General features: G+C 71.3%; 19 protein-coding genes. 11 read left to right on the top strand and 8 right to left on the bottom strand.

Going from position 1 to position 17,603, the window contains the following annotated elements:
- Positions 1-54: 54 nt before the first annotated feature.
- Positions 55-927 (bottom strand): NAD-dependent epimerase/dehydratase family protein, encoded by an 873-nt coding sequence (locus EV187_RS14170; protein ID WP_130353696.1) that lies wholly within the window; start codon positions 925-927, stop codon positions 55-57.
- A gap of 65 nt (positions 928-992) precedes the next feature.
- Between EV187_RS14170 and EV187_RS14165 the strand changes: the two genes are divergently transcribed.
- From EV187_RS14165 to EV187_RS14150, 4 genes are all read left to right on the top strand, one after another.
- Complete coding sequence (locus EV187_RS14165; RefSeq protein WP_130353695.1) at positions 993-1,649, top strand: UdgX family uracil-DNA binding protein; 657 nt, start codon at positions 993-995, stop codon at positions 1,647-1,649.
- Between the two features lie 149 nt (positions 1,650-1,798).
- Positions 1,799-2,893, top strand: a complete 1,095-nt coding sequence (locus EV187_RS14160; RefSeq protein WP_423190900.1) for a fatty acid desaturase family protein — start codon at positions 1,799-1,801, stop codon at positions 2,891-2,893.
- 139 nt (positions 2,894-3,032) lie between these two features.
- A complete protein-coding gene (locus EV187_RS14155; RefSeq protein ID WP_022893778.1) occupies positions 3,033-3,239 on the top strand; it encodes a cold-shock protein in 207 nt (68 codons plus the stop codon).
- Between the two features lie 207 nt (positions 3,240-3,446).
- Entirely contained in the window at positions 3,447-3,785 is a 339-nt protein-coding gene (locus EV187_RS14150; RefSeq protein ID WP_130353694.1) for a TFIIB-type zinc ribbon-containing protein, read from the top strand.
- Positions 3,786-3,880: 95 nt separating this feature from the next.
- Here EV187_RS14150 and EV187_RS14145 read toward each other — a convergent pair whose 3' ends face one another.
- From EV187_RS14145 to EV187_RS14130, 4 genes are all read right to left on the bottom strand, one after another.
- A complete protein-coding gene (locus EV187_RS14145; protein ID WP_130353693.1) occupies positions 3,881-4,951 on the bottom strand; it encodes a glycosyltransferase family 4 protein in 1,071 nt (356 codons plus the stop codon).
- Positions 4,948-7,089 carry an amylo-alpha-1,6-glucosidase gene (locus tag EV187_RS14140; protein ID WP_130353692.1) on the bottom strand — a complete coding sequence of 714 codons (2,142 nt, stop codon included), beginning with the start codon at positions 7,087-7,089 and terminating at the stop codon, positions 4,948-4,950. Before EV187_RS14140 ends, EV187_RS14145 begins: the two co-directional genes overlap by 4 nt.
- Before the next feature lie 178 nt (positions 7,090-7,267).
- Positions 7,268-7,969, bottom strand: coding sequence for a type 1 glutamine amidotransferase domain-containing protein (locus EV187_RS14135; protein WP_130353691.1), 702 nt, complete (start codon positions 7,967-7,969; stop codon positions 7,268-7,270).
- Positions 7,970-8,016: 47 nt separating this feature from the next.
- Positions 8,017-9,246: an MFS transporter gene (locus EV187_RS14130; protein WP_130353690.1), complete on the bottom strand. Its 1,230-nt coding sequence runs from the start codon at positions 9,244-9,246 to the stop codon at positions 8,017-8,019.
- 173 nt (positions 9,247-9,419) lie between these two features.
- On the opposite strand from EV187_RS14130, the gene EV187_RS14125 reads away from it, so the two are divergent.
- On the top strand, positions 9,420-9,878 hold the full coding sequence (locus tag EV187_RS14125) for a MarR family winged helix-turn-helix transcriptional regulator (protein ID WP_130353689.1): 459 nt from the start codon (positions 9,420-9,422) through the stop codon (positions 9,876-9,878).
- A gap of 49 nt (positions 9,879-9,927) precedes the next feature.
- On the opposite strand, the gene EV187_RS14120 is transcribed toward EV187_RS14125, so the two are convergent.
- Positions 9,928-10,344 (bottom strand): VOC family protein, encoded by a 417-nt coding sequence (locus EV187_RS14120; protein WP_130353688.1) that lies wholly within the window; start codon positions 10,342-10,344, stop codon positions 9,928-9,930.
- 82 nt (positions 10,345-10,426) lie between these two features.
- A complete protein-coding gene (locus EV187_RS14115) occupies positions 10,427-10,942 on the bottom strand; it encodes a GNAT family N-acetyltransferase (protein ID WP_130353687.1) in 516 nt (171 codons plus the stop codon).
- A 96-nt stretch (positions 10,943-11,038) separates the two neighbouring features.
- Here EV187_RS14115 and EV187_RS14110 point away from each other — a divergent pair, with 96 nt between their 5' ends.
- From EV187_RS14110 to EV187_RS14085, 6 genes are all read left to right on the top strand, one after another.
- A complete protein-coding gene (locus tag EV187_RS14110) occupies positions 11,039-11,440 on the top strand; it encodes an ArsR/SmtB family transcription factor (RefSeq protein WP_130353686.1) in 402 nt (133 codons plus the stop codon).
- On the top strand, positions 11,437-11,919 hold the full coding sequence (locus tag EV187_RS14105) for an SRPBCC family protein (RefSeq protein WP_130353685.1): 483 nt from the start codon (positions 11,437-11,439) through the stop codon (positions 11,917-11,919). The genes EV187_RS14110 and EV187_RS14105 overlap by 4 nt, the downstream gene beginning before the upstream one ends.
- Positions 11,920-12,011: 92 nt before the next feature.
- Positions 12,012-12,452: a VOC family protein gene (locus EV187_RS14100; RefSeq protein ID WP_130353684.1), complete on the top strand. Its 441-nt coding sequence runs from the start codon at positions 12,012-12,014 to the stop codon at positions 12,450-12,452.
- A 197-nt stretch (positions 12,453-12,649) separates the two neighbouring features.
- The gene (locus tag EV187_RS14095) at positions 12,650-13,255 is read left to right on the top strand and encodes a hypothetical protein (RefSeq protein ID WP_130353683.1); all 606 of its coding nucleotides are present in this window, start codon (positions 12,650-12,652) and stop codon (positions 13,253-13,255) included.
- Complete coding sequence (locus EV187_RS14090; RefSeq protein ID WP_130353682.1) at positions 13,252-14,124, top strand: PhzF family phenazine biosynthesis protein; 873 nt, start codon at positions 13,252-13,254, stop codon at positions 14,122-14,124. The genes EV187_RS14095 and EV187_RS14090 overlap by 4 nt, the downstream gene beginning before the upstream one ends.
- A gap of 71 nt (positions 14,125-14,195) precedes the next feature.
- A complete protein-coding gene (locus EV187_RS14085; RefSeq protein ID WP_130353681.1) occupies positions 14,196-15,185 on the top strand; it encodes an aldo/keto reductase in 990 nt (329 codons plus the stop codon).
- Positions 15,186-15,191: 6 nt separating this feature from the next.
- Here the strand turns inward: EV187_RS14085 and EV187_RS14080 are convergent, their stop codons facing one another.
- On the bottom strand, positions 15,192-17,594 hold the full coding sequence (locus tag EV187_RS14080) for a phosphoketolase family protein (protein ID WP_130353680.1): 2,403 nt from the start codon (positions 17,592-17,594) through the stop codon (positions 15,192-15,194).
- Positions 17,595-17,603 lie beyond the last annotated feature (9 nt).

Here is a 17,603-nt window from a genome sequence, read left to right as displayed (position 1 = left end):
CTCTCCAGGCGCCCCCGTCGGCTTCGGCTGCCGGGGGCGCCTGCCGTCCGTGCGTCAGCTCGGGCGAACGGATGCCGCGGCATCCGTGACCTCGTCGCGCCATGAGTGGCGCGGCTCGTAGCCGAGCAGGCGGCGGGCCTTGTCGATCGAGAGCATCGTGTCGTGCTCGCCCAGGTCGCCGCGCACCTCGACTCCGGGGAAGACCTCGGCGACGAGTTCCGCGTTCGGGCGCGACATCACGGTGTCGGCCGCCGCGATGATGAAGCGCTCGAATCCCGAGGGCGGGTGCGTGAGGGCGAGCTCCACCGCCTGGGCGCCGTCGCGACCGTCGATGTAGGCCCACAGGTTCCACTTGCGCAGCGTGGCATCGGCGTCGAACGAGGGGAACGCCTCGTAGTCGACGGGATCCATGACGTTCGAGAAGCGCAGGGCGGTGATCGACATGCCCGGGTGCCACCGGACGAGCTCGATGGCCATCTGCTCCTCGAGGTGCTTCACGAGGGAGTACATGCTCTCGGGTCGGGCGTCCGACTCCTCGTCGACCGGGATGTACGGCGGCGGCACGTCGAACGGCAGCCCGAGCACGGTCTCGCTCGACGCGTACACGATGTTCATGATGCCCAGGCGACGCGCCGCCTGGAACACGTTGAACGTCGCGAGCATGTTGTTGTGGAACGTGGCCACCTCGCTCGCGAGACCGGGTGCCGGGATGGCGCCGAGGTGCACGAGGCCGTCGACGGCGCCCCCGTCACCGACGCCGTCGAAGGCGTCGATGACGTCGCCGTAGTCGGTGAGGTCGACGTGGACGAAGTCGGGGCGGCGTTCGCCGAACCGATCGACGGCGACGACCTCATGCCCGTTCGCACGCAGTTCGCGGACGACGGTGCGCCCGAGCTTGCCCGATGATCCGGTCACGATGATGCGCATGGGTCAAGTGTGGCACCGCAGGCAAGCCCCTGACGCGGCCTCGATCGCGGGCCTACGCTCAGCGCATGGGCGATGAGGTGGAGCGTCCGGGAGCAGCGGAGTGGGTGCCCGAGGGTGCGCCCGTGGATGAGCTCCGCGTGGCCGCGCACGACTGCCGAGGCTGCGAGCTCTGGCGTGACGCGACGCAGGAGGTGTTCTCCACGGGCCGGCAGGGAGCCCCGCTCATGCTCGTCGGCGAGCAGCCCGGCGACCGGGAGGACCTGGCGGGCGAGCCCTTCGTGGGTCCCGCCGGGCGGCTCCTCGCCGGTGCCGTCGATGCGGCCGGCATCGGCCGCGACCGCGTCTACCTCACGAACGCGGTGAAGCACTTCCGATTCCGGATGCGCGGCAAGCGGCGGATCCACGAGAAGCCGGCCGTCGCGCACATCGTCGCGTGCCGGCCGTGGCTCGAGGCCGAGTTCGACGCGGTGGGGCCGGCGGTGATCGTCGCGCTCGGCGCCACGGCCGCACGATCGGTGCTCGGGCGCACCGTGCGCATCGGCGAGGTGCGCGGCAGGGTGCTGCCGCCGGATACCGCAGACCGGCCTTCCACGCTGCCGGCGCCCGTGGTGGTGACGACGCATCCGTCGGCGCTGCTGCGCATCGAGGACGCGGCCGAGCGAGCCGCGGCGTTCGAGGCGCTCGTGGACGACCTGCGCACGGCGGCGGACGCCGCCGGGTGAGGTACGCCGATCTCGAGCGCCACGCGAACGGATTCCTCGAGCCTCACAGACCATTCCCATGCGAAGCGGGTAGAGTCGGAGCATCTACAGCGGGTGTTCTACCCGCGATCCCCGGCTGGGAAGTCGACGACCAGCTGGGACGAACACACATCTCTCACACCGAATCCCTCGGTGCGATTCGGGCTACGAAGCCCCGCACTGGTTCCGCTGACGTCACGCGGAGTTACACCGCCCTCTCACGAGTGGTGCGCGAATCGGGCCTCCTGAACCGCACGCGCTGGTTCTACCTCATGGTCATGGGCATCCTGCTCGTCGCACTCGGTGGAGCCATCGCCGGCTTCGTCCTGCTCGGCGACTCCTGGTTCCAGCTCCTCATCGCGGGCGCGCTCGGCCTCATCTTCACGCAGTTCGCGTTCCTCGCACACGAGGCGTCCCACCGCCAGGTGCTGGAGTCCGGACCCGCCAACGACCGGGTCGGCCGGGCCATCGCCGCCGGCGTCGTCGGCATCAGCTACGCGTGGTGGATGACGAAGCACACGCGCCATCACGCCAACCCGAACAAGGTGGGCAAGGATCCCGACATCGACTTCGACACGATCTCGTTCGTCGAGGCGGATGCCGCGAAGCAGCGCGGCCTGATGGCGCTCATCACGCGCAAGCAGGGCTACCTGTTCTTCCCGCTGCTCACGCTCGAGGGCGTGAACCTGCACTTCACGTCGATCCGCACGCTCTTCGACCGCGGCCCCGTGAAGGGTCGTGCGCTCGAGCTCAGCCTCATCGCCGTGCGATTCGCGGTCTACTTCGGCGCGATCTTCTGGATGCTCCCGCTCGGCATGGCGTTCGCCTTCATTGGCGTGCAGCTGGCCGTGTTCGGCGTGTACATGGGCGCCTCGTTCGCTCCGAACCACAAGGGCATGCCGATCATCCCCGCCGACGTGAAGCTCGACTTCTTCTCGAAGCAGGTGCTCACCTCGCGCAACGTCTCGGGCGGCATGTGGGCCAGCGCCCTCCTCGGTGGCCTCAACTACCAGGTCGAGCACCACCTCTTCCCGAACATGCCCCGCCCGCACCTCGCGAAGGCGCGCGAGATCGTGCGCGAGCACGCGCGCACCGTCGACGTCCCCTACACCGAGACGACGCTCATGCAGTCGTACGGCATCGTCATCCAGTACCTCAATCGCGTCGGCCTCTCGGCCCGCGACCCGTTCGACTGCCCGATGGTGAACCAGTTCCGCCGGGTCTGATCACGATGTCGAACACCACCCTGCGCATCACGCGCCCCACATGCTTCCGTCGGCGGACGTCGCCGGCGGAACCCCGCACGACCTGAGGTCGTGCACGTCGCAGCCGCGGTGCGGCTCGGCTTTACAGAAGGAAAAGATTATGGCTACCGGAACCGTCAAGTGGTTCAACGCCGACAAGGGCTTCGGCTTCATCGCCCCGGATGACGGCTCGGCCGACGTCTTCGCGCACTTCAGCGCGATCGCGTCGGGCGGATACCGCTCGCTCGAGGAGAACCAGAAGGTCGAATTCGAGACCGCCCGCGGCCCCAAGGGCCTGCAGGCCGAGAACATCACGGTCATCTCCTAAGTTCTCGCAACACTGATCGGCGGCCCTGCCGCCGGTCGACGAGCGGATGCCGCACGCGGCGCCTCCTTCGGGAGTGCGCAGCGCGGCATCCGCTCGTCGCATCTCCGGCGTGGCGGCGTCGCCGCACGGAGCATCTTCCGAGCTTCGCTCCATAGGCTCGACGCACACCGCCGATCGACCCTGTCGGCGCCCCGAAGGAGGAGCCCCATGCAGTGCCCCAGTGACGGAACCTTGCTCGTGATGAGCGAGCGCAGCGGCATCGAGATCGACTACTGCCCCACGTGTCGCGGGGTGTGGCTGGACCGGGGTGAGCTCGACAAGATCATCGAGCGCGGAGCGCGCGAGTTCGGCGGTGCCCAGCAGGCCGCGCCGACCGCGAATGCGGCCCCAGCCGCACCGGCGCCCCCGCAGGCCCCGGCCGCCTACGGCCAGCAGCCCGGCTACGGCCAGCAGTATTCCGACAACCGCTACGACCGCGGGTACGGCGACCAGGGCCAGTACCGCAAGAAGAAGAAGGAGAGCTGGCTCTCCGAGCTCTTCGACTGAGCCGCACCCTCGCTGCGACGGATGCCGCGGCGCGGGCCCTCAGGGGCGTCGCGCCGCGGCATCCGCCGTTCGCGCGGCGCTCACGGCGGGCCCGGTCAGTCGCTGATCGCCGCCGACCTGGCTGCGCCGGCCCGAGCGGGCCTCGGCCTCACGCCCGCACGCAGCAGGTCCTCGAACAGCGCGACGTAGTCGTCCGCCATCCTCCGCGAGCTGAAGCGCGTCTCCGCCGCCTCGCGGCACACGGCACGGTCGAGCTCCGAGGAGCGCAGGACGGCCTCGGCGAGGTCCTCCGCCGACGACCGGATGAACCCGGTGCGGCCTTCCTCGACGATCTCGCCGACCGAGCCACGCGGCGTCGCCACGACCGGTGTGCCGGTGGCCATCGCCTCGATCATCACGAGGCCGAACGGCTCGTCCCACTGGATCGGGTTGAGCAGCACGCGCGAGTTCCCCATCAGCTCGTACTTCTCGTCGGTGTCGAGCTCGCCGATGTACTCGGCGTTCGTGCCGAGCAGCGGGCGCACGACCTCGTCGAAGTACTCCTCCTCAGCCGGCTCCTGCATCTTCGCGGCGATGCGGAGCGGGACCCCCGCGATGGCCGCCGCCTCGATCGCCTCGGGCACGCCCTTCGACGGATGCATCCGGCCGAGGAAGCAGGCGGCCTCGCCGCCGGGGCCGACCGGCACGTCCTCGACCCGGATGCCGTGGTGGATGACCCGGGTGATCGGCACCGGATCGGCGTGCGAGGCCTGGTTGCGCGAGATCGCCACGAATGCCACGTCCGGCAGCCCGGCGAGGTAGAGCTCCTGTTCGAGCGGGATGAGCGGGCCGTGCGCGACCGTCACGACCGGCACGTCGGTGGCGGCTGGAGCGAGCACCGGGCCCGCGAGGGTGTTGTCCACGATGACGTCGACGTCGCGGAGCCCGTCGAAGGCCCGCAGCAGGTGCCGCAGCTCGTGGGCCGTGACGCCCATCATCCCCGGGTCGGACGGCTCGAAGCCGGGCAGCCGGGGCACCGGGCAGGTGCTGTCCCCGGATGCCGCGAGCAGCACGTCGTGGCCCGCCGCGTCGAGCGCGCAGGCCAGCGTGTCGATGAACGACTCGATGCCGCCGTACGCCGTCGGCGGGATGGGGATCCATGGCGGGGCGATGATGCCGATTCTCATGTCGGGTCCCTTCGAACGGGCACCTCAGCCGGGACAGGGCGTGGCGTCGGGTGCAGGATGAGGCCGGCCGGGAGGCCGGCGACCGAGGCGCCCTGGCGTGCGGCGTCCACGGAGATCCGAGTGCCGGCGAACGGCACGTTGCGCAGGTGGATGTCACCGAAGTTCTCCGACGACGTGGGCGCGAGCCACACGTCGCCGGTCGGGACCGACGGCTCGAACCGGAGGGTGGTGCGGAGCAGGGAGAACGGGGTCGCGGCGGCCCAGGCCTGCGGCGAGCACGACGCCGGATACGAGACCGGCTCGGGATACCGGTCGCGCGCGAACCCGCAGAACAGCTCGGGGAGCCGGCCGTCGAACCGGGTCGCCGCCTCGAACATTCCGAAGACGATCCGGTTCGCCTCCTCGACGAATCCGTACCGCATCAGGCCGGCGGCCACGATCGCGTTGTCGTGGGGCCACACCGATCCGTTGTGGTAGCTGGCGGGGTTGTAGGCGCCCATGTCGGAGGCGAGCGTGCGCACGCCCCAGCCGGTGAAGAGCTCGTCGGAGAGCAGGCGCTCGGCGACCGGCCCCGCCTTGTCGTCGTCGACGATCCCCGTCCACAGGCAGTGGCCCATGTTGGAGGCGCACGAGTCGACGGGTCGCTTGTCGGCGTCGAGGGCGAGCGCGAAGTAGCCGCGGTCGGGGAGCCAGAACCGCTCGTTGAACTCGCGCTTCAGGTTCACCGCCCGCTCGTCCCACTCGGCTGCCAGTTCCTCGTCGCCGCGGAAGGACGCGATCGCCGCGCGCGCGAGGAAGGCGGCGTAGACGTAGCCCTGCACCTCGCAGAGCGCGATCGGAGCGCGAGCGAGGGACCCGTCGGCGAACGTGATGCCGTCCCACGAGTCCTTCCAGCCCTGGTTGACCAGCCCGTGCTCGTTGAGTCGCTCGTACTCCACGAATCCGTCGCCGTCGCGGTCGCCGTAGCGGAGGATCCACTCGAGCGCGCGATCGGCCGCCGCGATGAGGTCGTCGGCATCGTCCGGGAGGCCGCCCCAGCGCGCGAGCTCGCCGAGGACGACGACGAAGAGCGGCGTGGCATCCGCCGTGCCGTAGTAGACCGAGCCGCCGCCGAGCGCGAGGTTGGTGGTGGCGCCGAGCCGCACCTCGTGGAGGATGCGGCCGGGCTGCTCCTCGGATGCCGCATCCACCCGGGTTCCCTGAAGGTCGGCCAGCGTCTGCAGCGTGCCGAGGGCGAGCGTGGGGTCGACCGGCAGCGACATCAACGCGGTGAGCAGCGAGTCGCGGCCGAACAGGGCCATGAACCACGGCACGCCCGCCGCGACGACGGCGCGGTCGGGGTGCGATGGGTCGAAGATGCGCAGGGAGCCGAGGTCGAGCTGGCTCTGCAGGATGACGCGTTCGATCGCATCGTCCTCGAGCGAGGGCACGGGGATGCGGGACTGCCAGGCGAGGAAGCGGCGTGCGGGGGCCGAGGGCGCCGAGGCGTCGGAGTCGCCTCCGATCGAGAACTCGTCCTGGTGCGTGGTCGGCGCCAGTCGGATGGTGCGCGACCACGAGCCGCGCGGCTCGAGGATCACGTCGAACTCCAGGCGGTCGCCCCCGAAGGCGGCGCCGGGCGCCGTGACCACGAGTCCGAGGTGCTCGTCACGCGGCGAATCGACTCGGATCATCCCGCGGGATTCCTGCCGGGCGCGCTGCGGGTGCCCGGCGGCGCGCCCCTCCTTCACCTCGAAGATGTCCGCGAAGTCGGACTCCAGGACGAGCTCCACCCGCAGCGCCATCGGCTCTCGCGAGTAGCTGCGCAGCGTGATCTCCTCGCGGAGGCCGCCGTTGACCTTGCGATCGCGCTCCACGATGAGGGGCGTGTCGGCGCGGCCGGGGATGTGGCCGGCTCGTCCCACCGTGACGGAGCGATAGGGTCGCGGCGTCGATGACGAGAGGGGTTCGACGGGGTTCCCGTCGACCAGCAGCATCCACCGCGAGACGAGGCGCGTGTCGTGGAAGAACACCCCGTGCGGCAGCTCCGGCGCGATGTCGCCGTTCGCACCCGAGACGCAGAACGACGAGCCCTCGACGATCGTGATCGCCCCGGCTCCTGCGGTGTTCGCGAGCGTGTCCGTGTTCCATCCGGGCATTGGCCGTAGACCTCCGCGTCGGGCGCACGCGCCTCCCTGACGCTCAGGGAGTCAGGCCCGACTCTGTCCACGGTAGGTACGCCCGCCTCGTGGTGCGAGGGGATTGACACGATCCCGTCCGCGATCCTGGGGGCCCGCCGGCCGCCTCGCGCCGGCATCCGTCGAGCGTGGCGGTCGTTCAGGCCGCGAGGGCCTCGATCACCCGACGCGCGACCGACGCGCTCGACTGCGGATTCTGGCCGGTGATGAGGTTGCCGTCGACGACGACGTGGTCGCTCCACGGGCCGGCCGAGTCGATGACTGCACCGCGCTCGCGGAGGGTCGACTCCACCCACCAGGGCGTGTTCTCGCCCGTGCCGCCGGTGCGTTCCTCCTCGTCGGTGAAGACCGTGAGGCGGCGGCCGGCGAAGGCGAAGGAGCCGTCGTCGAGTGACGCGGCCAGCAGCGCGGCCGGTCCGTGGCAGAACGGGGCGATGATCGTGCCGGCGTCGTTCGCCGCCACGAGCACGCGACCGGTCGCGGTGTCGGAGGCGAGGTCGGCCATCGGCCCGTGACCGCCGGGCAGCACGATGGCGGCGTACTCGGACGGGTCGACGTCGGCGATCGGCACGGTCGAGGCGAGCTCTTCGGCGATCGACGCCAGGTAGGCGTGGAGTTCGTCGACGGTCTCCCTGCTGCCGACGACCGCTGGATCGAGGCTGCCCCGGTCGACGGTGGGGATCACTCCGCCGGGCGTGGCGATGGTGATCGCGTGCCCGGCGGCGACGAGGTCGCGGTGCGCGGTCACGAGCTCCTCGGCCCAGAAGCCGGTCGGATGCTTCGAGCCGTCCTTCATGGTGAGGGAGTCGGCTCCCGTGACGATCATCAGGATGTCGCTCATCGTGGTGCTGCCTTTCGGTGGTGTTCGGGTGGGTCGGGTCGTGGTGTTCAGGCGACGGATGCCGCGACCGGGCGCTTCTCGGTCGACGCTCGGCCCGCGGCATCCGAGGTCTCGCCCGGTCGCCGTCCGCGTGCGGACCGCGCGGTCGCGGCCGCGACGACCATGACGACGAGCGCCGCGAGCGTGATGAGGGCGCCCACCCCGATGGGCGAGGCGTATCCGAGGCCAGCCGTGATGGCGAGGCCGCCGGCGAATGCGCCGAGCGCGTTGCCGAGGTTGAACGCGGCGATGTTGGCGCCCGAGGCGAGCGTCGGCGCCTGCGCGGCGTAGCGCATCACGCGGCTCTGCAGGCCCGGCACGGTGCCGAATCCGAAGCCGCCCATCGCGACGAGCAGCACGACGGTGGCGACCGGGCTCCCGGCGAGCCAGGCGAACAGTGAGAGCACCACGGCGAGCGCCGCGATGAAGCCGAGAAGCGTGCCGTCGATCGAGCGGTCGGCGAGCCGTCCCCCGATCCAGTTGCCGAGCACGAGGCCGGCTCCGAAGAGCACGAGGAGCCACGGTACGGCGCCCGGCTCGAAGCCGCTCACTTCGGTGAGCGTGTAGGCGATGTACGTGAACGCGCCGAACATGCCGCCGAAGCCCAGCACGGTGACCAGGAGCGAGAGCCACACCTGGCCCGAGCGGAAGGCCGCGAGCTCACGACGCACGCTCGGTGCCGGGTCGTCGCTGCGAAGGCTCGGCACGAGCGTCGCGATGCCGACGAGTGCGACGACGCCGATCGCGGAGATGACCCAGAACGTGGCGCGCCAGCCGAACTCCTGGCCGAGGAACGTGCCGAACGGCACGCCGAGCACGTTCGCCGCGGTGAGGCCGGTGAACATGATCGCGATCGCGCCGGCGGCCCTGTCGGGTGCGACGAGCGCCGCCGCGACGACCGAGCCGATCCCGAAGAACGCGCCGTGGCAGAGCGCGGCGACGACCCGGCCGGCCATCAAGAGCTCGTAGGTCGGGGCGATGGCCGAGATGGCGTTGCCCGCGATGAACAGCACGAGCAGGCTCATCAGCACGGGTTTGCGTGGGAGTCGCGTGGCGGCGGCCGTGAGACCGACTGCGCCGACGACGACGGCGAGGGCGTAGCCCGAGATGAGCCAGCCCGCCGTCGCCTCGGTGACGCCGAAGTCGGCGGCCACCTCGGGCAGGAGCCCCATGATGACGAACTCCGTGAGGCCGATGCCGAACCCTGCGATGGCGAGCGCGAGAAGGCCGAGTGGCATGCCGGAACTCCTGTACACTGGGGAAGTAGTTGCAGACGCGCTCTATTGCGAACGCAGGCATAATGCTTGCACACGCAAATACAAAGCGCAAGCAACTAAACGGCGGAGGAGTGCGGGCCGGCGCAGGCGGCATCGTCCCGCCGGGATCCGCACGACGCACGAGGAGGGTCGACATGGGCATCGCCGACGACGCGGTCGAGGTGCGCGCGCAGGGCTGGCGCACGCTCGCGGCACTGCACGGAATGATCGAGGCCGAGCTCGAGCGCGCGCTCGCGGCATCCGCCGACCTCTCGGTCGTCGAGTACACGGTGCTCGACGCGCTCAGCCGCCAGGACGGCTGGCACATGCGCATGCAGCAGCTCGCGCGCGCCGCTGCCCTGAGTCCGAGCGCGACGACGCGGCTCGTCAACCGCCTCGAGGATCGGGCGCTGCTCACCCGCATCCTCTGCGCCGACGACCGTCGGGGCATCTACACCGAGCTCACGACTGCCGGGCGCGCCCTCTACGAGCGCGCCCGCCCGATCCACGACGAGACGCTCGAGCGCGTGCTCGCCGAAGCGGAGCAGCAGCCCGAGCTCGCGCCCGTCGTCGAGGCGCTGCACGGCGTCGCCCTGCCGGTCGCGGCGGGCTGAGCGGCGGCGGGTCGGGGCATCCGCCGACCGGATGCCCCGCGGCGCCGGCCTAGGCGGCGGCGCCCGAGATGTTCACCAGCCAGGTGATGCCGTACCGGTCGGTGAGCATGCCGAATGCATCGCCCCAGGGTGCGACCTCGAGCGGCTGCACGATCGTGCCGCCGTCGGCGAGCTTGTCCCAGTAGCCGCGCAACGTCGCGTCGTCGTCGCCCGAGAGCGAGACCGAGAACCCGGCGGGCTCGCGGTACTCCATGTGCTTCGGCGTGTCGGCGGCCATGATGGTCAGTCCGGCGGCGCCGTCGAGCTGCCCGTGCATGACGAGGTCGTTCTCCGACGGGTCCTGCGCCGACTGGAAGTCGGCGAACGTGCTCACGGTGAGCTCGCCGCCGAAGACCGAGTGGTAGAACTCCAGCGCCTCGCGCGCGCTGTCCTTGAAGTTGAGGTAGGGGTTGAGCGTGACGGGCATCGTGGCCTCCAGATCGTCGTCGTTCCTCCGCCCGATTCTGCACCGTTCCGCGGGTCGATGCGAGAGGTTGCCGGTGAACGGATCAGAGCGGGCGGGAGAACACGACTCGATGCTCGCCGGGCCCGTCGTAGTCGCGCCAGGCGCGCACGCCGTCGATCTCGGTGTCGCCGGATGCCGCGAACCCCATCGCAGTGTGGAACGCCTGCGATCGCCGGTTGCCGGGGCCGGTGATCGCGTCGACGCGGCGGCATCCGTTCGCCCGCGCCTGCTCGAAGAAGCGCTCGTACAGCGTGCGGGCGAGGCCCGAGCGACGCAGGTCGGGGCGCACGCCCACGAAGTGGATGTACGCGACCTCGGGCGCCGATTGCGAGTGGAAGCCGATGAGGAAGCCCGCGAGGGCGCCGTCGTCGTCCTCGACGATCGTCGACGTGTCGGCGAAGTGCTGGAGGAAGAGCCGGGGGAGCAGCCGCCACAGCGACTCGGTGCCCGGCAGGCCCCACCAGTCGGGGATCACGGCGACGACGCCGGCATGGTCGTGCTCGCCAGCGGGGCGGAACCTCAGCGCGTCGGGTCGGTCGGGTCGATCGTGAGCAGCCATGCCTCGATTCTGGGTGTTGACAGGGGCATGCGCTCGTCGTATCGTTTAATCAATCAAACGGTTGATCAAGCATTGAGTTGAATAAGGAGGTGGATGATGATCGTGGATCCGAGCGCAGACGACCGCCTCGACCGTGCCTTCATGGCGCTGGCCGACCCGGTGCGGCGGCGCATCATCGCCCGCCTCAGCCGCGGCCCGGCCACGGTCAACGAACTGGCCGAGCCGTTCCAGATCACCCTGCAGGCGGTCTCCAAGCACATCCAGGTGCTCGAGCAGGCCGGGCTCGTCACGCGCTCGCGCGATGCGCAACGCCGCCCCGTGCACCTGGATGCCGCCCAACTCGAAGCCCTCACCGCATGGATCGATCGCTACCGACTGATCCACGAGCAGCAGTTCCGCAACCTGGACGCGCTGCTCGCCACCACCCGCGGCGCCGAAGCCGCGACCTCCGACGCCGACCCCGAGGCCGGCACCGCACAGGAAGCAACGGAATCATGACCACCACCACCAACCCCGTCACCGTCAACGCCCCCGAGGGGCTCCCCTTCATCGAGATCATCCGCGAGTTCGACGCGCCCGTCGAGGCCGTCTTCCGCGCCCACCGCGATCCCGAGCTCGTCACGCAGTGGCTCGGTCCGCGCGGGTACGAGATGGACATTGAGCGCTGGGACTTCACCACCCAGGGCGGGTACCGCTACGTGCACCGCAACCCCGAGGGCGAGGAGTACGCGTTCAACGGCACCTTCCACACCGTGCGCGACAACGAGTTCGCCGTGCAGACCTTCGAGTTCGAGGGCGTCCCCGACGTGGTGGCGATCGAGACCATCACGTTCGAGGACCTCGGCGACGGCCGCACCCGGCTCCGCGGCTGGTCGACCTACCCGAGCGTCGAGGCCCGCGACGGCATGGTCGCCTCCGGCATGGAGGGCGGGCTCCGTGAGGGCTACGAGCGCCTCGACGCCATCCTCTCCGCCTGACCGACGGATGCCGCGGCATCCCCGCGTGCGGTGACCCGCCCGCGCCCGGCTCCCCGAACATCGAACCACCGACACACCGAACGGAGCACATCATGGACTGGACGCTCGAGGTCGTCCTCCTGCCCGTCAGCGACATCGACCGCGCCGTCGCGTTCTACCGCGACCAGGTCGGCTTCGCGCTCGACCACGACACCCGCAACGAGCACATGCACGTGGTGCAGCTCACGCCCGCCGGCTCGGGCTGCTCGATCGTCATCGGCGACCTGCCGGCGCAGACCGAGATGGCGCCGGGGTCGATGCGCGGGCTCCAGCTCGTCGTCGCCGACGCGGCGGCCGCCCGCGAGGAGCTCGTCTCGCGCGGCGTCGAGTGCGGCGAGATCACCGTGTTCGACGAACGCGACGGCGGCACCTTCTTCGGGTTCGCCGACCCCGACGGCAACACGTGGGCCGTGCAGCAGATCAAGGCCCGCGCGGTGCACCCGCTCATCCCCGTCGAGGCGCGTCAGCGGTTCGGCGCCGAGCAGGAGTCCTGAGCCGGCGACGCCACGACGACGGCACCGAGCGGATGCCGCGAGCCCTCCCCGCCACGGGGTGCGGCACGCGGCATCCGCTCGTCGGCGTCTCGGCTCGCCGTGATCGGTGGCGAGCGTGACGACGTCGCGCGACATCAGTGCGGGGGGCATTGCATCGAACCCGATGGGCGTGGATCATGATCCGGGGGGTTCATGGCATGGGGAGGCAGTCGAAGGCGACCTGGATCGGCGAGCACGGGGGTGCCGCGGCGGTCACGCTCCACCTGGAGGCGGCGGGGTTGCAGATCTCCGGCGAGCGGCGGGCACGGGTGCCGAGGTCGGCGTGGACGCACGTCGAGGCCGCCGACGGCGTGGTGTCGTTCGAGGCCGACGGGCGCACGTACCGGTTCGAGCTCGGCGCGGCGGCGCCGGCGTGGGCGACCGCGCTGACGACCCAGCCGCCCTCGCTCGCCGAGAAGCTCGGGGTCTCGCACGGGTCGACCGTGGCGGTGCGCGGCGACCTGCCGCTGCCCGAGCTGCACGAGGCGCTGTCGGATGCCGCGCGCGTGCCGCCGTGGGAGGCGGAGGTGGTCGTCGTCGTGGTGCGCAGCGACGGCGAGCTCGAGTCGCTGCCGGTGTGGTTCCGCGAGTGCGGCATCGGCTCGCACGTCTGGGTCGTGCACGGCAAGGGCCGTGAGAGCACCGCGCCCGGCGACAACGCGGTGCGCACGGTCATGCGGTCGGCCGGTTGGTGCGACACGAAGGTGAGTGCGGTGGGCGACGCGTGGTCGGCGACGCGGTACACGCCGGCGAAGGCGCCATGAGCGGTCGACCCGAGATCCTGCGCTACACGGCGTTCACGGACGATCCCGACGGCGGCAACCCGGCGGGCGTGGTGCTCGACGCCGCATCCCTCGACGACGCCGAGATGCAGCGCATCGCCGCAGAGGTCGACTACGCCGAGACCGCGTTCGTCACCGGGGAGGCCGACGGGGTGCGCGCCGTGCGCTACTTCTCGCCGATCGCCGAGGTGCCGTTCTGCGGCCACGCGACGGTGGCCGCGGCGATCGCCATCGCCGAGCGCGAGGGGCCCGGAACGGTGCGGTTCGCCACGCCCGTCGGCGAGATCGTCATCGAGACGACCGACGACGGCGACGGCCTCCACGGCGCCTTCACGAGCGTCGACACCGACCTCGCGCACTTCCCCGAGTTCGTGCTCGACGCGCTGCTCGAGCTGCTCGACCTCGACCGCACGCAGCTCGACGAGCGCTACCCGCCGCGGCTCGCGTTCGCGGGCAACTGGCATCCGGTGATCGTGATCACGGATGCCGCCGTCTTCGACGGGTTCGCCTTCGATCCGGGCGCCGTGCGCGCGTTCATCGACGCGCAGGGCTGGCCCACGACGATCACCGTGCTGCACCGCACCGCGGACGCCGCCGACGGCGGCCTGCGGTTCGAGGCCCGCAACCTGTTCCCCGTGGGACGCATCACCGAGGACCCCGCGACGGGATCGGGGGCCGCGGCGGTCGGCGGCTACCTCCGCGGGCTCGGCGCGGTGCATCCGCCCGCCCGGGTGCTCATCGAGCAGGGCCGGCACGTCGGCAGGCCGAGCGAGCTCACCGTCGACATCCCCGAGCGCGGCGGCATCGTCGTGAGCGGCCGCGCGGTGCCGATCCCCCCAGGGCGCGGCTAGGCTCGAACGCGGCGCTCGCGACATCCGCTCGTCGCCGTCGGCGCCGACGACGCGAACCCCGGAGGACACCCATGCAGACCCGCACGCTCGGACGCACCGGCCGCACCGTCTCGGTGATCGGCCTCGGCACCTGGCAGCTCGGCGCCGACTGGGGCGAGGTCGACGAGGACGACGCGCTCGCCGTGCTCGACGCCGCGTTCGCGTCGGGGGTCACGTTCTTCGACACGGCCGACGTCTACGGCGACGGCCGCAGCGAGGCGTTCATCGGCCGCTGGCTCGTGGACCACCCCGAGGCGAACGTCACGGTGGCCACGAAGATGGGCCGGCGGATGCCGCAGGAGCACGAGAACTACTCCCTCGAGCACTTCCGGGCCTGGACCGACCGCTCGCGCGCGAACCTCGGCGTGGACACCCTCGACCTCGTGCAGCTGCACTGCCCGCCCACGTCGGTCTACTCCGACGACCGGGTGTTCGATGCGCTCGACACCCTCGTGGCTGAGGGTGCGATCGCGAGCTACGGCGTGAGCGTGGAGAAGGTCGAGGAGGCGCTCGCCGCGATCGCACGCCCGCACGTGGCATCCGTGCAGATCATCCTCAACGCGTTCCGGCTGAAGCCGCTCGACGAGGTGCTGCCCGCCGCGCGGGAGGCGGGCGTCGGGATCATCGCGCGGGTGCCGCTCGCCAGCGGCCTCCTGTCGGGGCGCTACACGCTCGACACGCGGTTCGCCGCGAACGACCACCGCAGCTTCAACCGGCACGGCGAGTCGTTCGACGTCGGCGAGACCTTCTCGGGCGTCGACTACGCCACCGGGGTGCGGGCAGCGGGGGAGTTCACCGAGCTCGCCCGGGCGGCCGCTCCCCAGGCGACGCCGGCCCAGGTCGCGCTCGCGTGGATCGCGGCGCAGGACGGCGTGAGCTCGGTCATCCCGGGCGCGCGCAATCCCGAGCAGGCGCGGGCGAACGCGGGTGCGGGCTCGCTCGAGCTGCCCGCCGGATTCGACGACGCCGTGCGCGAGCTCTACGACCGCGAGATCCGCGCGCAGGTGCACGAGCGCTGGTAGCGGGCCTCAGCCCGGCTCGTACTCCCAGCCGGTGATCCAGTCGGGGTCTGCCCCGTGCTCGTACGCGTACGCCCGGGCCGATGCCCGCGCCGCGTGCCACTCGTCGGCGATCTCGGCGACGCCGGTCCGGCCGGCGAGCCCTGGCACGCGGCGGATCACGTCGAGCGCCAGCCGATAGCGGTCGAGGTCGTTGAGGTGCAGCATGTCGAACGGCGTAGTCGTGGTGCCCTGCTCGATGAAGCCGCGCACGTGCAGGTTCGCGTGGCTGCTGCGTCGGTAGGCCAGCTGGTGGATGAGCGACGGGTACCCGTGGAAGGCGAAGATCACGGGCGCCTCGGTCGTGAAGATCGCGTCGAAGGCCAGGTCGTTGAGCCCGTGGGGGTGGTGCGACGGGTCCTGCAGGCGCATGAGGTCGACCACGTTCACGACACGCACGCGAAGGTCGGGCAGGCGCTCGCGCAGCAGCTGCGCGGCCGCCACGGTCTCCATCGTCGGCACGTCGCCGGCGCACGCCATGACCACGTCGGGCACGGATGCCGCGGGGTCGGCCGCGTCGTACCCGGGCTCGTTGCCCGCGGCCGCCCAGACGCCGATGCCCGCGTCGACGTGGGCCGCGGCCTCCATCGGCGTGAGCCACTGCGGCTGCGGCTGCTTGCCGGCGACGATCACGTTGACGCGGTTCTGCGTGTCGAAGACGTGCCGCATGACCTCGAGCAGCGTGTTCGCGTCGGGCGGCAGGTAGACGCGCACGACGTCGGCCTGCTTGTTGACCACGACGTTGAGGAATCCGGGGTCCTGATGCGAGAAGCCGTTGTGGTCCTGCCGCCACACGTGCGACGAGAGCAGGTAGTTCAGCGACGCGAGATCGCCGCGCCACGGCACCCGGATCGCCGCCTCGAGCCACTTCGCGTGCTGGTTGAACATCGAGTCGACGATGTGGATGAACGCCTCGTAGCTCGTGATGAGGCCGTGCCGCCCGGTGAGCAGGTACCCCTCGAGCATGCCCTGCATGAGGTGCTCGCTGAGCGCCTCGATCACGCGGCCCGACCGGGCGAGGTGCTCGTCGAGCGGATGCAGCGCCTCGGCCCATGCGCGATCGGTGACGTCGAACACCGCCCCGAGGCGGTTCGACAGCACCTCGTCGGGTCCGAAGACCCGCACGTCGGGATTCCGGCGCATCAGCTCCGCGAGCCAGTCGCCGAGGATCGTCATGCCCTCCCCGGACGCGCCGCGGGCTCCCGGATCGACCTCGACCGAGAAGGCGTCGAGCGGCGGCAGGTCGAGCTCCCGCACGATGCCGGCGTTCGCGATCGGGGTGGCGCTCATCCGCAGGTCGCCCCGGGGCCGGAGCGCGTCGAGGTCGGCGTTCGGCCGGCCGTCCCGGTCGAAGAGCTCCTCGGGCCGATACGACCGCAGCCACGCCTCGAGCATCGCGAGGTGCTCGGGGTTCTCGCGCACGCCGGCGAGCGGCACCTGGTGCGCACGGAAGGTGCCCTCCACCTGCACGCCGTCGACCACGCGGGGGCCCGTCCAGCCCTTCGGCGTGCGCAGCACGATCGCGGGCCACCGGGGGGCGGACTCGTCGAACGCGCCCGCTGCGGCATCCGCCCGGATCGAGGCGATGCGCTCGTAGGCCACGTCGATCGCGTCGGCGAGCCGCGCGTGCACCGACATCGGGTCCTCGCCGTCGAAGCCGCCCGTGACGAGCAGCGGCTCGTAGCCGTTGCCGCGGAAGAAGTCGACCAGCTCGGCCTCGGGGATGCGGGCGAGCAGCGTCGGGTTCGCGATCTTGTACCCGTTGAGGTGCAGGATCGGCAGCACCGCCCCGTCGGTGACCGGGTTCAGGAACGAGTGCCCCCGCCAGCTCGTGGCGAGCGGGCCGGTCTCGGCCTCGCCGTCGCCCACCACGCACGCCACCACCAGGCCGGGGTTGTCGAGTGCCGCGCCGAAGGCGTGCATGAGCGAGTAGCCGAGCTCGCCGCCCTCGTTGATGGACCCCGGCGTCTCGGGCGCCGCGTGCGACGGGATGCCGCCGGGGAACGAGAACTGGCGGAAGAGGCGCTCCATGCCCTCGCGGTCCTCCGTGATGGCGGGGAACAGCTCGGAGTACGTGCCGTCGAGCCAGGTGTTGGCCACCATCGCCGGGCCTCCGTGGCCGGGGCCGCAGACGTAGAGCGTGGGAGTGCCGCGCTCGACGATGGCCCGATTGAGGTGCGCGTAGACCAGGTTCAGCCCCGGCGAGGTGCCCCAGTGGCCGAGCAGGCGCGGCTTGATGTCGTCGGCCTCGAGCGGGCGATCGAGCAGCGGGTTCCGCATGAGGTAGATCTGGCCGACGCTCAGGTAGTTGGCCGCGCGCCACCAGGCGTCGACCGTGTCGAGGGCGACGGATGCCCCGCCGCTCGCCTGCATCGCCTCGCC

Origin of the sequence: Agromyces ramosus, assembly GCF_004216665.1 — a bacterium.
Classification (GTDB): domain Bacteria; phylum Actinomycetota; class Actinomycetes; order Actinomycetales; family Microbacteriaceae; genus Agromyces; species Agromyces ramosus.
The sequence above is the reverse complement of the archived record's forward strand: the minus strand, read 5'-3'. Positions and strand labels throughout refer to the sequence as shown.

Bases quoted from the DNA above. Each gene is read 5' to 3' on its own strand.
- EV187_RS14135 (WP_130353691.1), bottom strand. From the start codon at position 7,969: ATGAGCGACATCCTGATGATCGTCACGGGAGCCGACTCCCTCACCATG.
- EV187_RS14105 (WP_130353685.1), top strand. From the start codon at position 11,437: ATGACCACCACCACCAACCCCGTCACCGTCAACGCCCCCGAGGGGCTC.
- EV187_RS14100 (WP_130353684.1), top strand. From the start codon at position 12,012: ATGGACTGGACGCTCGAGGTCGTCCTCCTGCCCGTCAGCGACATCGAC.
- EV187_RS14120 (WP_130353688.1), bottom strand. From the start codon at position 10,344: ATGCCCGTCACGCTCAACCCCTACCTCAACTTCAAGGACAGCGCGCGC.
- EV187_RS14125 (WP_130353689.1), top strand. From the start codon at position 9,420: ATGGGCATCGCCGACGACGCGGTCGAGGTGCGCGCGCAGGGCTGGCGC.
- EV187_RS14080 (WP_130353680.1), bottom strand. From the start codon at position 17,594: ATGCAGGCGAGCGGCGGGGCATCCGTCGCCCTCGACACGGTCGACGCC.
- EV187_RS14085 (WP_130353681.1), top strand. From the start codon at position 14,196: ATGCAGACCCGCACGCTCGGACGCACCGGCCGCACCGTCTCGGTGATC.
- EV187_RS14150 (WP_130353694.1), top strand. From the start codon at position 3,447: ATGCAGTGCCCCAGTGACGGAACCTTGCTCGTGATGAGCGAGCGCAGC.
- EV187_RS14110 (WP_130353686.1), top strand. From the start codon at position 11,039: ATGATCGTGGATCCGAGCGCAGACGACCGCCTCGACCGTGCCTTCATG.
- EV187_RS14140 (WP_130353692.1), bottom strand. From the start codon at position 7,089: ATGCCCGGATGGAACACGGACACGCTCGCGAACACCGCAGGAGCCGGG.
- EV187_RS14170 (WP_130353696.1), bottom strand. From the start codon at position 927: ATGCGCATCATCGTGACCGGATCATCGGGCAAGCTCGGGCGCACCGTC.
- EV187_RS14155 (WP_022893778.1), top strand. From the start codon at position 3,033: ATGGCTACCGGAACCGTCAAGTGGTTCAACGCCGACAAGGGCTTCGGC.
- EV187_RS14090 (WP_130353682.1), top strand. From the start codon at position 13,252: ATGAGCGGTCGACCCGAGATCCTGCGCTACACGGCGTTCACGGACGAT.
- EV187_RS14115 (WP_130353687.1), bottom strand. From the start codon at position 10,942: ATGGCTGCTCACGATCGACCCGACCGACCCGACGCGCTGAGGTTCCGC.
- EV187_RS14165 (WP_130353695.1), top strand. From the start codon at position 993: ATGGGCGATGAGGTGGAGCGTCCGGGAGCAGCGGAGTGGGTGCCCGAG.
- EV187_RS14145 (WP_130353693.1), bottom strand. From the start codon at position 4,951: ATGAGAATCGGCATCATCGCCCCGCCATGGATCCCCATCCCGCCGACG.
- EV187_RS14130 (WP_130353690.1), bottom strand. From the start codon at position 9,246: ATGCCACTCGGCCTTCTCGCGCTCGCCATCGCAGGGTTCGGCATCGGC.
- EV187_RS14095 (WP_130353683.1), top strand. From the start codon at position 12,650: ATGGGGAGGCAGTCGAAGGCGACCTGGATCGGCGAGCACGGGGGTGCC.